Annotated in this window: 11 protein-coding genes and 1 tRNA gene; 5 read left to right on the forward strand and 7 right to left on the reverse strand. The window is 63.1% G+C overall.

Translation table 11 applies throughout. The annotated features are described in order from the left end of the window. Positions 1-138 precede the first annotated feature (138 nt). Positions 139-3,621: a transcription-repair coupling factor gene (mfd, locus tag P0D89_RS25025; protein WP_408362318.1), complete on the reverse strand. Its 3,483-nt coding sequence runs from the start codon at positions 3,619-3,621 to the stop codon at positions 139-141. A gap of 121 nt (positions 3,622-3,742) precedes the next feature. On the opposite strand from mfd, the gene ispD reads away from it, so the two are divergent. Both ispD and ispF read left to right on the forward strand, forming a co-directional pair. Further along, positions 3,743-4,456 carry a 2-C-methyl-D-erythritol 4-phosphate cytidylyltransferase gene (gene ispD / locus P0D89_RS25030; protein WP_408362317.1) on the forward strand — a complete coding sequence of 238 codons (714 nt, stop codon included), beginning with the start codon at positions 3,743-3,745 and terminating at the stop codon, positions 4,454-4,456. 42 nt (positions 4,457-4,498) lie between these two features. After that, positions 4,499-4,978: a 2-C-methyl-D-erythritol 2,4-cyclodiphosphate synthase gene (gene ispF / locus P0D89_RS25035; protein WP_408362316.1), complete on the forward strand. Its 480-nt coding sequence runs from the start codon at positions 4,499-4,501 to the stop codon at positions 4,976-4,978. Between the two features lie 92 nt (positions 4,979-5,070). Here ispF and P0D89_RS25040 read toward each other — a convergent pair whose 3' ends face one another. The 4 genes from P0D89_RS25040 to ompR form a co-directional block, all read right to left on the reverse strand. Then, positions 5,071-5,595 carry a carboxymuconolactone decarboxylase family protein gene (locus P0D89_RS25040; protein WP_408362315.1) on the reverse strand — a complete coding sequence of 175 codons (525 nt, stop codon included), beginning with the start codon at positions 5,593-5,595 and terminating at the stop codon, positions 5,071-5,073. A 74-nt stretch (positions 5,596-5,669) separates the two neighbouring features. Next, a complete protein-coding gene (locus tag P0D89_RS25045; protein WP_408362314.1) occupies positions 5,670-6,218 on the reverse strand; it encodes a peroxiredoxin in 549 nt (182 codons plus the stop codon). Positions 6,219-6,411: 193 nt separating this feature from the next. Further along, positions 6,412-7,761: an ATP-binding protein gene (locus P0D89_RS25050; RefSeq protein WP_408362313.1), complete on the reverse strand. Its 1,350-nt coding sequence runs from the start codon at positions 7,759-7,761 to the stop codon at positions 6,412-6,414. Positions 7,762-7,805: 44 nt separating this feature from the next. Further along, entirely contained in the window at positions 7,806-8,540 is a 735-nt protein-coding gene (ompR, locus tag P0D89_RS25055; RefSeq protein WP_408377404.1) for an osmolarity response regulator transcription factor OmpR, read from the reverse strand. A 229-nt stretch (positions 8,541-8,769) separates the two neighbouring features. Here ompR and P0D89_RS25060 point away from each other — a divergent pair, with 229 nt between their 5' ends. Beyond that, positions 8,770-9,102: a hypothetical protein gene (locus tag P0D89_RS25060; RefSeq protein ID WP_408362312.1), complete on the forward strand. Its 333-nt coding sequence runs from the start codon at positions 8,770-8,772 to the stop codon at positions 9,100-9,102. A gap of 440 nt (positions 9,103-9,542) precedes the next feature. Then, the gene (locus P0D89_RS25065) at positions 9,543-10,760 is read left to right on the forward strand and encodes a DUF1501 domain-containing protein (RefSeq protein WP_408362311.1); all 1,218 of its coding nucleotides are present in this window, start codon (positions 9,543-9,545) and stop codon (positions 10,758-10,760) included. Positions 10,761-10,887: 127 nt separating this feature from the next. Here the strand turns inward: P0D89_RS25065 and P0D89_RS25070 are convergent, their stop codons facing one another. After that, positions 10,888-11,712, reverse strand: coding sequence for a squalene/phytoene synthase family protein (locus P0D89_RS25070; RefSeq protein ID WP_408362310.1), 825 nt, complete (start codon positions 11,710-11,712; stop codon positions 10,888-10,890). Positions 11,713-11,933: 221 nt separating this feature from the next. On the opposite strand from P0D89_RS25070, the gene P0D89_RS25075 reads away from it, so the two are divergent. Further along, positions 11,934-12,020: transfer RNA gene (locus P0D89_RS25075), tRNA-Leu, on the forward strand. A gap of 92 nt (positions 12,021-12,112) precedes the next feature. Here the strand turns inward: P0D89_RS25075 and P0D89_RS25080 are convergent. Further along, entirely contained in the window at positions 12,113-12,400 is a 288-nt protein-coding gene (locus tag P0D89_RS25080; RefSeq protein WP_408362309.1) for a hypothetical protein, read from the reverse strand. Between the last annotated feature and the right edge of the window lie 363 nt (positions 12,401-12,763).

The following is a 12,763-nucleotide window of genomic DNA, read 5'->3' on the forward strand; positions in this document are numbered from 1 at the left end:
TTTGAGTCTTTCGATGATACCCAAAAAACACGCGCTCGTATGCTGCGGTGGCACATTGGCGCACCGCAGCATGAACGAAAAAAACGCAGGACGTACCCCGGTTTTCCAATGCGACGCGAACCCGCGTGACAGACGGACTCAGCGCGCCGCGGCAGCAGGCGCGGTGCCGCGGCTCGGCGTTCCGAGCGCGCGCAAGGTCTCCTTGACCGTCGCGACACGCACCGCGAGATCGGGGCTGCGCGTTTCGATACGCAGCTTGTCCTGACCCGCGAGCTTGATGTGCTTGTGCTTTTGCACCATCTCGATGATCCGCATCGCGTCGATCGGCGGGTTCGGGATGAACTGCAAGCCGATCACCGCTTCACCCGCATCGATCTTCGAAATGCCCAACGGCTTCGCGGCGAGCCGCAGACGATGCGTCTCCACCAGTGCATGCGCTTGCGGCGGCAACTTGCCGAAGCGGTCGATCAGCTCTTCCTGAATGCCGTCGATCGAGTCGTTGTGCTCGCAGTTCGCAAGACGCTTGTAAAGCGACAGACGCTCCTGCACGTCGCCGCAATAGTCGGCGGGCAGAATCGCCGGTGCGTGCAGATTGATTTCGGTGGTGGCGGCGAGCGGCGCGGTGAGGTCGGGCTCCTTGCCTTCCTTGAGCGCCTTCACCGCATCGTTCAGCATGTCGGTGTAGAGCTGGAAACCGATCTCGTGAATCTCGCCCGACTGCTTGTCGCCGAGCACTTCGCCGGTGCCGCGAATCTCGAGATCGTGCATCGCCAGATAGAAGCCCGAGCCGAGTTCCTCCATCTGCTGGATCGCCTCCAGCCGGCGTTGCGCCTGCTTGGTGAGCCCTTGCGGATCGTGCACCAGCAGATACGAATACGCCTGGTGATGCGAACGGCCGACCCGGCCGCGCAACTGATGCAATTGCGCGAGGCCGAACTTGTCGGCGCGATGAATCAGGATCGTGTTGGCGCTCGGCACGTCGATGCCGGTTTCGATGATCGTCGTGCACAGCAGCACGTTCGCGCGCTGTGCCACGAAGTCGCGCATCACGCGTTCGAGTTCGCGTTCATGCATCTGTCCGTGCGCGACCGCGATACGCCCTTCGGGCACGAGCGTTTCGAGCATCTGCCGGCGATTCTCGATCGTCTCCACTTCGTTGTGCAGGAAGTACACCTGGCCGCCGCGCTTGAGCTCGCGCAGCATCGCTTCGCGAATCACGCTTTCTTCCTCGCGCCGCACGAACGTCTTGATCGCGAGGCGCTTTTGCGGCGCGGTGGCGATCACCGAGAAGTCGCGTAGGCCTTCCAGCGCCATGCCGAGCGTACGCGGGATCGGCGTGGCGGTCAGCGTGAGTACGTCCACTTCCGCGCGCAATGCCTTCAGCGCCTCTTTCTGACGCACGCCGAAGCGATGTTCCTCGTCGATGATCACGAGCCCGAGGCGCTTGAACTGCACATCCGACGACAGCAGTTTGTGCGTGCCGATCACGATGTCGACGGTGCCTTCGTTGATCTGCTGGATCGCCGCGTTGATTTCCCTGGTCGACTTGAAGCGCGACAGCTCCGCGATTCGCACCGGCCAGTCGGAGAAGCGGTCGGTGAAGGTCTGCGTGTGTTGTTCGGCGAGCAGCGTGGTGGGCGAGAGCAGCGCCACCTGCTTGCCGCCCATCACCGCGATGAACGCCGCGCGCAACGCGACCTCGGTCTTGCCGAAACCGACGTCGCCGCACACGAGACGGTCCATCGGCTTGCCGCTCGTCATGTCGCCGATCACGGCCGCGATCGCGGCGGCCTGGTCGGGCGTTTCCTCGAAGCCGAAGCTCTCGGCGAACTTCACGTAGTCTTTCGGTTCGAGCGCGAACGCGTGGCCGGCGCGCGCGGCGCGGCGGGCGTAGAGATTGAGCAGCTCGGCGGCGGTGTCACGAATCTGCTGCGCGGCACGGCGCTTGGCCTTTTCCCACTGGCCCGAGCCGAGCGCATGCAGCGGCGCGCTTTCCGGATCGGCGCCGCTGTAGCGCGAGATCACGTGCAATTGCGCGACCGGCACGTAGAGCTTGCTGTCGCCCGCGTATTCGAGGTGCAGGAACTCGGTCTCGCCTTCGCCGAGGTCCATCGTGACGAGACCCATGTAGCGGCCGATGCCGTGCTGCGAATGCACGACCGGATCGCCGACCTTCAGCTCGGACAGATCGCGCACCATCGAATCGACGTTGCTCGCCTGTTCCTGGCGGCGGCGTCCCGCGCGGCGCGCGAGCGGGCCATACAGCTCCGTCTCGCTGATGATCGCGATGCCGTCGGTCGGCACGGCGAACCCATTGGCGAGCGGCGCGACACCCAGCGAGAAGCGCGCGTCGCCGAGCAGCCAGTCCTGGAAGCTGTCGCTCGAGGCCGGCTTCAGATGATTGTCGGCCAGCAACTGCAGTAGCGTTTCGCGCCGGCCCGCCGATTCGGCGGCGAACAGCACGCGATTCGGCGTGGTGTTCAGATACGCGCGCAAGGCGAGCACGGGGTCGTCCGCGTGACGGTCGATCGCGAGATCGGGCAGCGGCGTCGACCAGCCGCCGCCCGCGTTGACGGGTAGTGCGAGCCGCGCGAACGGCTTGGCGAATGTGAAGAAATCCTGGTCGGACAGGAACAGCCGTTCCGGTTCCAGGATAGGCCGGTCACGGTCATGCGACAGAAAGTTGTAGCGCTGCTTCGTATCGTTGCTGAAGCGCCGGATCGCGGCCTCGAGATCGCCGACCAGCGCCAGTTGCGCGCCTTCGGGCAGGTAATGGAACAGCGTCGCCGTCTCTTCGAAGAAGAGCGGCAGATAGTATTCGATGCCCGCCGACGGCACGCCGTTGCCGATGTCCTTGTAAACCGACGCACGGCTCGGATCGCCTTCGAAGGTCTCGCGCCAGCGGCTGCGGAACGCGGTGCGCGCGGCTTCATCGAACGGGAATTCGCGGCCTGGCAACAGGCGCACGTCTTTCACCGGATAGAGGCTGCGCTGCGTGTCCGGATCGAATGCGCGGATCGAGTCGACCTGGTCGTCGAACAGGTCGATCCGGTAGGGCAGCGGCGAGCCCATCGGATAGAGGTCGAGCAGCGAGCCGCGCACGCAGTATTCGCCGGGACGCACCACCTGGCTCACGTGCTCGTAGCCGGCCAGCGTCAGTTGCGCTTTGAGCCGCGCTTCGTCGAGGCGCTCGCCTTGCGAGAACGAGAACGTGTAGGCCGCGAGGAACGACGCCGGCGGCATCCGGTAGAGCGCCGTGGTGGCGGGCACCAGCAGGATGTCGCAGCGGCCGTCGCCGAGATCGTGCAGCGTGGCGAGGCGCTCGGAGACCAGATCCTGATGCGGCGAAAAGGTATCGTAAGGGAGCGTTTCCCAGTCGGGCAGCAGGCGCACCCGCGCTTCGGGCGCGAAAAAGCCGATTTCCTGCGAAAGACGCTGCGCATCGACGGCGCTTTCGCACACGACCGCCAGCAACGGCACCTTGTCGCGATAGGCCAGATGGTAGCGGGCGATCAGCAGCGCGTCGGACGAACCGTGCGTGCCGTCGAAGGCGAAGCGCTGGCCGGCCTTGACGAGCGCGACGGGCGGGGAGTACTGCGATGATGCGGCGATGTCTGGCATAGAAGAGAGAAAGCGGCCTCGGGGCTCACACGGACGGCCAAGTTTACGCGCGTCGGGGCGTGGATGCGAAGGACCTATTATAAAATCCGTCCTTTACTTTGACTTCGCGGCATCCGCACTCGTGACTTCCCGTCTATTTGCCCTGATTCCGTGCGCAGGCACCGGCAGCCGTTCCGGCGCCGCGATGCCCAAACAATATCGCACTGTCGCCGGTCGCGACATGTTGCATTACTCGCTGGCCGCGTTCGACGCGTGCAGCGAGTTCGCGCAAACGCTAGTCGTGATCGCCCCCGACGACCAGCACTTCGACGCGCGCCGCTTCGGCGGCCTGCGCTTCGCGGTGCGCCGCTCGGGCGGCGCGTCGCGCCAGGCGTCGGTGCTCAACGGCCTGCATGCGCTCGCCGAGTTCGGCGCGCGCGACGACGACTGGGTGCTGGTGCACGACGCCGCGCGCCCGGGCATTACGCCCGCGCTGATCCGCACGCTGGTCGCCGCGCTGAAGGACGACCCGGTGGGCGGCATCATGGCGTTGCCGGTCGCGGATACGTTGAAGCGGATCGACGCGGCGACCGCTGATGGCCGCATTGCCCGCACCGAGGCGCGCGACGGCTTGTGGCAGGCGCAGACGCCGCAGATGTTCCGCATCGGCATGTTGCGCGAAGCGATTCTGCGTGCGCAGGCCGACGGTCACGATCTCACCGACGAAGCGAGCGCAATCGAATGGTTGGGACATGCGCCGAAGCTGGTGCAAGGCAGCTTGCGCAACTTCAAGGTAACGTATCCGGAAGATTTCGATCTGGCCGAGGCGATTCTGAGCCGGCCTGCGGCTTCGTGATGGATTCCAATTTTAGTAAGTGGACTTGAGGACTTGACGCATATGGATTTGAGAGTGGGGCAAGGGTACGACGTGCATGCGCTGGTGCCGGGGCGTCCGTTGATCATCGGTGGCGTGACGATTCCTTATGAGCGCGGGTTGCTCGGTCATTCGGATGCGGACGTGCTGCTGCACGCGATTACCGACGCGTTGTTCGGCGCTGCGGCGCTAGGCGATATCGGCCGCCATTTCTCCGACACCGATGCGAAGTTCGCCGGCGCGGACAGCCGGGTGCTGCTGCGCGAGTGTGTTGCGCGCGTGAAGGCGGCGGGCTTTGCGATCGCCAACGTGGATAGCAGCGTGGTCGCGCAGGCGCCAAAGCTGGCGCCGCATATCGAAGGGATGCGGGCGCATATCGCAGCCGATCTCGATCTGCCGGTCGAGCGGGTCAACGTCAAAGCCAAGACCAATGAGAAGCTCGGCTATCTCGGCCGGGGCGAGGGGATCGAAGCGCAGGCCGTGGTGCTGCTGATCAGGAACTGACGTGGTTTCGTGGCCTTCGGGTGACCGAAGGCCGCGAAACACGTTGCGTGCGGCATAGAAAAAGAAACCTCGTGCCGCACGCGTCAAACCCGCTATTTATCCTCGGCGGCAATACATTGCGCAGCCGCGTTGATCACGGCCGCGATGCGGCCCACGTCGCGCAATTGCGTCGAGCTCATGCCTTCGGCGACCAGCGTATTGAAGTGCGACCTCACGCAGAAATGGCATTTGCCGATGATCGAAGCCGCCAGCGCATACATCTCGAAGCGCCGCTTGTCCACGCCGCCATGCGACGCGTAAGCGTTCATCCGTAACTGCGCCGGTTGCGATTTGAGGTCCGCGCTGTCGGTCATCTCGACGTACGGATACCAGACGTTGTTCATCCCCATCAGCGCGGCGGCGGTCAGCGCGCCATTCGTTTCTTCCGGCGACAACACGCCGGCATTGCGAATCGCGTCGACGATCACCGTGCTTTTCGCGGCAAACGCCGCTGCGAGCGCGACACCAACCGCGTCGTTTCCTTCGAGCGATGAGCGTGCAATGGTCCCATCGAGATTCAGCCGGATGTCTTTCGCATAGTCGGGCACGCGCGCCTTGATCGAAGACAAGAATTCCATTGGCATCTCCTATCGGATTGTCGATAAAAAAGCCCGCGGCTTTTTCAAGCGAGGCGGGCTTTTGACGGCACGGCTTACAGCGTTGCGCCGCCGACGGCGCGATTGCAAGGACACAGTTCGTCCGTTTGCAAGCCATCCAGAATACGCAGCACTTCTTCCGGATTGCGGCCCACGTTCAGGTTGTTCACCGACACGTGCTGGATCGTATTGTCGGGATCGACGATGAAGGTGGCGCGCAGCGCGACGCCCGCTTCCTTGTCGCGCACGCCGAGCTGGTCGATCAGTTCGCCCTTCACGTCGCCGAACGAATAGTGGTTCAGCTTGCTCAGATCCTTGTGCTCGCGGCGCCATGCCAGCTTCACGAATTCGTTGTCGACGCTGCCGCCCAGCAACACCGCGTCGCGTTCTTCGAAGTCGTTTACGAGCTTACCGAACTCGACGATTTCGGTCGGGCACACGAACGTGAAATCCTTCGGGTAGAAATAGATGATCTTCCACTTGCCCGGAAACGACTGCTCCGTGATCTCTTCGAACGCCGACGCGCCGTTTTCTTCGTGGTTGTTGAAGCCCGGCTTCGCAGCAGTGACGGTGAACGCTTCGACTTTATCGCCAACGGTTTTCATGCGAGTGCTCCTTCGTGTGTTGGAAAAACAGCATGTTGAGGCTACCAGCTCGTGGTAACGAGGGCGTTACACCGCTCCACTATAGTTCTATGAAACTATCTGTTCAATAGTTTTTTTCTAACGAGGTGGATAGTTATTATTCAACACGGCGCGGGGCTGCAGCGATTACAAGGGTCACAAACGGCTGTTGTGGTCAGGCGCCTTTTGCCAGCGGAAACTCGATCGTGACTTCGAGCCCCGGTCCTGGCGTGCGATTGCGCAAGCGCAGCGCGCCGCGGTAACGGCCGACCAGCCGCTGGACAATTGCCATACCAAGGCCCGTGCCGTTGGCCTGCGTGCGCGCCGAATTCACGCGATAGAAAGGGCGGGTGACGAGCGCCAACTGATCCTCCGGAATGCCCGGGCCTTCATCGACCACCGACAATTCGACCCGGGAGTGCGACACCCGGGTCTCCAGAATCACGTGCGGGATGCCGTCGCCGTCGCTCAGGCCGTATTTGCGCGCGTTCTCCAGCAGATTGCCGACCACGCGCCGCATATCGGTCTCGTCGGCCTCGATCACCGCCGACGGCGCGAGCCGCGTAATCAGGCGCAAGCTGTCCTCGCTCTGCATACGCGCGGCCAGTTCGCCGGCGATCACGGAAAGGTCGACTGGCTCCGGCACACGCTGCACCGGGCGCGCGTAATCGAGGAACCGGCCGATGATCATGTCCATCTGCTCGATGTCGTCGACCATTGCGTCTTTCGTGCTTTGGTCCGACGGACTCATTTCGGTTTCGAGCCGCAGCCGGGCGAGCGGAGTGCGCAGATCGTGCGAGATGCCCGCGAGCATCAGCGCGCGGTCGGCTTCGAGCTGTTCGAGATCCTGCACCATCTGGTTGAAACTGCGGTTGGTTTCGGCGGCCACGCCCATGCCGCGCTCGGGCAGCGGCTCAGGCGACTGGCCCGAGCCGACTTTGCGCGCGGCCATGGCGAGCCGCGCGAACGGCCGGTTCACCAGACTCGTGATGAACGCCGCGCCGAACAGCGACAGCGCCAGCGCGAACACGCCCCAGCCGGCCCATTGCAAGCCGGTAGCGTTGTCGAGCTGATCGCGGTCGAGCGCGACCCAGTAGTCGTCGTCGTCGATCTTGAAGCTGATCCACACGCCGTTGATGTCGTTCACGCTTTGTGCGATGACAGTGTCGTCGCCGAGGCGGCCGCGAATGTCGTGCTCGATCAGGCGGTTCAGCGACTCGTCGGGCTGGAGCTTGTATTTGTCGGTTGCTTCGCGCGGGTACACCCGCACCCCTTCATTGCTTTCCAGATCCTGCAGCAGCGCACGCCGCAGGTCGGGATCGGAATAGAGGAGGGCGGTGCGGGTGAGCTTGACGATCGCGACGAGTTGCAAAGCCACGCGCTGCGCGCGCGGCTCGCGTTCGATCACCCGGAAGCTCTGGAACCACGCGGCGAGACTGACTGCGATCAGTAGCGCGATCAACAGAAAGGTCCGCCAGAAAAGGCCGCCGAACGCGAGCGTCAGGAGGCGCCGGTCGATCCGCATGGGCCCTTCTTATCTGAAATCAGAAACAGGAGATGAAAACAAACTCAGGCTGCACCGTCGGGGATGAAGACGTAGCCCAGACCCCAAACGGTCTGAATGAAACGCGGGCTGCCCGGATCGGGCTCGATCAGCTTGCGCAGACGCGAGATCTGCACGTCGAGACTGCGGTCGAAGACTTCATATTCACGGCCACGCGCGAGCTCCATCAGCTTTTCGCGCGACAGCGGCTGGCGCGGATGACGCGCGAACACCTTGAGCACCGAGAACTCGCCCGTGGTCAGCGGAATTTCCTGGCCGGCCTTGGTGAGCGTGCTGGTGGCGAGGTTCAGCGCGAACTCGCCGAATTCGAACACCTCGGTGGTTTCGGACGGCGCGCCCGGCAACTCCGACGGCGACTGACGGCGCAGCACCGCGTGGATACGCGCGACCAGTTCGCGCGGATTGAACGGCTTGGGCAAATAGTCGTCGGCGCCCATTTCGAGGCCGACAATACGGTCGACGTCTTCACCCTTGGCCGTCAGCATGATGATCGGCGTGCGGTCGTTGCTGCCGCGCAAGCGGCGGCAGATCGACAGGCCGTCCTCGCCGGGCAGCATCAGATCGAGCACCAGCAGATCGAAGCGCTCACGCACCCAGAGCTTGTTCATGGACGGCGCGTTCTCGGCAACGTAGACATTGAAGCCCTGTTCACCGAGGTAGCGGCGCAACAGATCGCGCAGGCGTGGATCGTCGTCGACGACGAGGATTTTCGAAGGGTTTTTGGTTTCCATGGTCGGCATCTTAGCGCGATTAGAAAGTGGTGCGCGGTTGCATCGTTTACCGGGTTACAGTCAGTTACAAAATTTACCCGCACTGTGGCACGACGTAAAGCATGGGCAGTTAGACTCCTTTACTGAATGCGGCTGTTCGGTGGATACTTCACTCGACAATAACTCTCGCACCCGGCTCGTTACTGGGGTCTGTATACGCATTTGAGGTAGCCGGTTGCCGCGCCACGAAGGGAACAACATGAAGGGAGGGGTTTGGCCGAATGTGCGCCTGAGCGTCATTACACTGGCAGTAGCCGGTACGCTTGCAGGCTCGCTGGGACCAACGCTCGCCCATGCCCAGCCTTCTGCCGACAGAGCGGCGAGTGAGCATGAGCACGCGCCCAAGCCCGCCAACTCCCGGGCTAACCACCGCAACCCAAGTCCCGACCGTCCCGCATCAGACGTGATGTTGCGCACGGCAGTTCCCCCCGATCTTGATCAACGTCGTCGCGATGGTCATATGACGCCCGACGAACGGCGTCTGTTGCGGCAGCACATCGAAGATGCGGTCCGCGAACTCTACAAGCGGTAGCTATTTTCGTGCCTGCTCGAGGCACGTGTGTCGCGCAGGCTCCTTGCGTGAAATATTCCGTTGCACTTCCATCGTCACTTTCTTCCGTGCGGACGGCCGTTGAGCGGTCTGCGTGTTCCTGCATGGACACTCCCTTTCGTGACCGTCCGTCATTCCTGGCGCCTGACCATGCAGCGGGCGAGGCGCGGTAATCGCGGCCGATAGGTTGTAATCTCGGCGTACTGCGCGCGCTCAGCGTTACGAAACATTACCTGCAGCGTGAGTGCGCAAGACGTGAGCATGTCATCAAAGTTGACTGGCTGCCTGCCATTGTGACGTGTGAAATAGCGGGCGCCGATCAAGGTAGCGTACGCTTCGATGTCACGAACCGGGGCACACGCATTCCAGAACTGCGTCGACCGCGGCCCGGCTCACGCCATCGCGATCGAACGAGGAGCAGGATGAAACGACGCAGCTTTCTTTCGATGAGCGCAGCCGCCGGCGCAACACTTTCGCTGCGGAGCGCGTTCGGTGTGCAGGCGCCCACGGCGCGCGCGTGGTCAAGCTGCGGCTCACACAACCTGCTGATTCTCGTCGAACTGAAAGGCGGCAACGACGGTTTGAATACCGTGATTCCGTTTGCTGATCCTGCCTACTACAACCTGCGCAAAAACATCTGCATCAAACGCGAGCACGCGATTGCGCTCGATGAGCGCACTGCGCTGCATCCCTCGCTGCTGCCGTTGATGCCGCTTTGGCGCAACCGGCAACTCGCGGTCGTGCAAGGCGTCGGCTACGCGCAACCGAATCTCTCGCACTTCCGCTCGACCGAGATCTGGGATACCGCGTCGCGCTCCGATCAGTATCTGCGCGAAGGTTGGCTGACGCGTGCATTTGCGCAGATGCCGGTGCCCGCCGGTCTTGCCGCTGACGGCGTGGTGATCGGCAATGCAGAGATGGGGCCGTTCGCGAACGGCGAACGTGCGATCGCGCTGGGCGCTTCGACGCAACCCGGCAACGCATCGCGCCTCGCAAGTCCCGCGCCGCTGCACGAGCGCAATGTCGCAGGGTCGCGGATTTTCGACGTCGGTAACGAGATCGGGAACGCCGACGACGGTCTGCGCGCCGCGCGGCATCACGTGCAGTTGAATACAGTGTTCCCCGGCGGCGTATTCGGCAGTTCGGTCAAGGCTGCAATGCAGATGCTCGCCGAGTGCGGCACGCTGCAAGAACAACACCGAAGCGGGCGGGGCGTCGCCGCGATCCGTCTGACGCTGAGCGGGTTCGATACGCATCACAACCAGCCGGCGCAGCAGGCAGTGTTGCTAGGACAACTCGCTGAAGGATTGGCATCGATGAAAGCGGCGCTCGTCGAACTTGGCCGCTGGGACCGCACGCTGGTGATGACTTATGCCGAGTTCGGGCGCCGTGCGCAAGAGAACCACAGCAACGGCACCGAACACGGCACCGTGGCGCCGCACTTCGTCATGGGCGCACGCGTGCGGGGCGGTTTGTACGGACTGCCGCCGGCGCTCGCTCGGCTCGACGGCAACGGCGACTTACCGCTCGGCGTCGATTTTCGACAGCTGTATGCGACCGTGCTTGGGTCCTGGTGGGGGCTCGACGCGTCGACGATTCTGCAGCAACGGTTCGAGCCGTTGCCACTACTGCGCGTTTGATGCTGCCTGAAGCGGGACTACTTTAAGCAGGACTACTGCAAGACTTGGCGGCAACGCGTGAGACAATGGCCAGCTTCAAGCCGGCGTCAACGTGAAGCGGCGCATCGAGCCGTCTCGGGTGCCCAGTCTACTTCGCGCGCCACGCGATCCAGAGCTTGCGGATCGGCGTCAACGCGATGCGCTGATGCAGAACGTGATAACCGTCGCGTTCGATTTCCTCGAGCAGCGCCAGCGCCAGCGCCGCCAGCGCAAGCAGTGTGCGCTGCGCGCGGCGCTCGGCGGCGGGCACAGCGGCGAGCGCGGTCTGCAACGCATCGCGGGCACGCCAAGTTTCGAAGCGCATCAACCCGGTGAATGCATCGCTATATTTTCGATTGATCAGATCGGCAGCGGTGACGTTGAAGCGCTGCATTTCGTCGATAGGAATGTAGATGCGGCCGTGACGCGCATCGTTGCCCGTCTCGACGACAAACTGTGCGAGCAGCAGCGCCTCGCCAAGCGGCGCCGACCAGTCCTGCGCCCGCGCGGCGTCTTTCGCCGTGGCGCGCGCGACCAGCGACGCAAAGGTGCCCCCCACGCTTTGCAGATAGCGCCGCAGATTCGGATAGTCGAGGTAACGCGCCTGGTCGAGGTCGATTTCGAAGCCGGCGAGCAATGCCTGCAGTGCCGAAGATTCCGCCTTCACATCGGGCAGATAAGCCGCGAGCGCGTTGGAAACCGGATGCGAGGGCGAGCCCGACGCCATCGCAGCGATTTCGTTTTGCCACCACGCGAGTTTCGTGCGGCCGATCGCCGGATCGCTGATCTCCTTGACCGTCTCCTCGAATTCGCGGCGCAACGCGAACAGCGCCGTCAGCAGCGGTTGATTTGCTGTGGGCGCCTGCCTAAGCGCATAGTAAGTGCTCGATCCTGGGGGCGCCGCTTTCTGCTGGCAATATTCGTCGAAATTCACTGGATTGGAAATGTGGGGAAGGGCAGGCGAAGAAGGGGCACGGCATGCCTGCGTCAAGCCAAAAATTGTAGCATCGGCGTCGCTTCTACAGATGCTGCGAAGGTGCAGACAAGCGCGAATCAATCGGTTAGAATCTCGCGCTTACGCTTTCGGGCGCCTGTTTCCGGCGCGTTCGCGAGCAGGCCGGACATCGGGCAGTACGCACAGCGGCGTGCCCGGCTGCGAGGGTGGCGAAATTGGTAGACGCACCAGGTTTAGGTCCTGACGCCCGCAAGGGTGTAGGGGTTCGAGTCCCCTCCCTCGCACCATTTATCTGTAGCGAAGAACCCCGTTAAGTCGTTGGACTGACGGGGTTTTTTGTTTCTGGCGCGCGTGTCGGGCAGGCTTTGCCCGACAGCGCTCAGACGCCGGGCGTGCCGGATTGCGCCTGTGCACCCGGCAGTTCCGCCTGCGCCGCGCCTTCGAGGAAGCGGCGGGTCGATTCGAATGCTTGAAGCATCTGATCCGGCCACGGCGTTTGCAGCATGACCGACTGATGGTTTTCGAATGCCGACGACAACAGTTTTACCAGCTCGGGCGAGCGAAGATGACGCAGCAGCACGCTGACCGCGATCGCCGTCGCCTGGCTCGCGCCGGCGGTCTGGAGTTCCGAAGCGGTGAGTGCCGCGACCTGCTTGTTGATGTCCACTGAAACTTCCTTGGATGAAAAGTGGGAGTGTGAAGGCGCGGTGGCCAATGGCGAATTTTGACATGGTTGACGGGTTGTCGCGAATCCGGGCGGGGTGCGGCGGCTCTGCGGCGGCGTGGTGGCGTGCGAATGCGCGCATGTGCGCGGGCCAATTTAGGTAATCTGGACCCTCAGCGCGCCTGAGGTCATCATTTGGGCGACGCGGCTGTTTTTGCTTAATCGGGGCGCGCTGTTGACGGTTAGCCGCCGCCGGTTTAGTCCTGTTCGTCCTGTCACTCGCGACGGGCATCGAGCGGCTCGCGTCTTTAGTCGGTATCGGTTCGAGGTTGGCTCTGGCCGGCCACTTCTCACGTTGCCATTCAA

Source organism: Paraburkholderia sp. RL18-085-BIA-A (genome assembly GCF_046027075.1).
GTDB lineage: Bacteria > Pseudomonadota > Gammaproteobacteria > Burkholderiales > Burkholderiaceae > Paraburkholderia.

Excerpts from the sequence above, each read along its gene's own strand:
- mfd (WP_408362318.1), bottom strand. The coding sequence starts at position 3,621 with ATGCCAGACATCGCCGCATCATCGCAGTACTCCCCGCCCGTCGCGCTC.
- ispF (WP_408362316.1), top strand. The coding sequence starts at position 4,499 with ATGGATTTGAGAGTGGGGCAAGGGTACGACGTGCATGCGCTGGTGCCG.
- P0D89_RS25040 (WP_408362315.1), bottom strand. The coding sequence starts at position 5,595 with ATGGAATTCTTGTCTTCGATCAAGGCGCGCGTGCCCGACTATGCGAAA.
- P0D89_RS25045 (WP_408362314.1), bottom strand. The coding sequence starts at position 6,218 with ATGAAAACCGTTGGCGATAAAGTCGAAGCGTTCACCGTCACTGCTGCG.
- P0D89_RS25050 (WP_408362313.1), bottom strand. The coding sequence starts at position 7,761 with ATGCGGATCGACCGGCGCCTCCTGACGCTCGCGTTCGGCGGCCTTTTC.
- ompR (WP_408377404.1), bottom strand. The coding sequence starts at position 8,540 with ATGCCGACCATGGAAACCAAAAACCCTTCGAAAATCCTCGTCGTCGAC.
- P0D89_RS25060 (WP_408362312.1), top strand. The coding sequence starts at position 8,770 with ATGAAGGGAGGGGTTTGGCCGAATGTGCGCCTGAGCGTCATTACACTG.
- P0D89_RS25065 (WP_408362311.1), top strand. The coding sequence starts at position 9,543 with ATGAAACGACGCAGCTTTCTTTCGATGAGCGCAGCCGCCGGCGCAACA.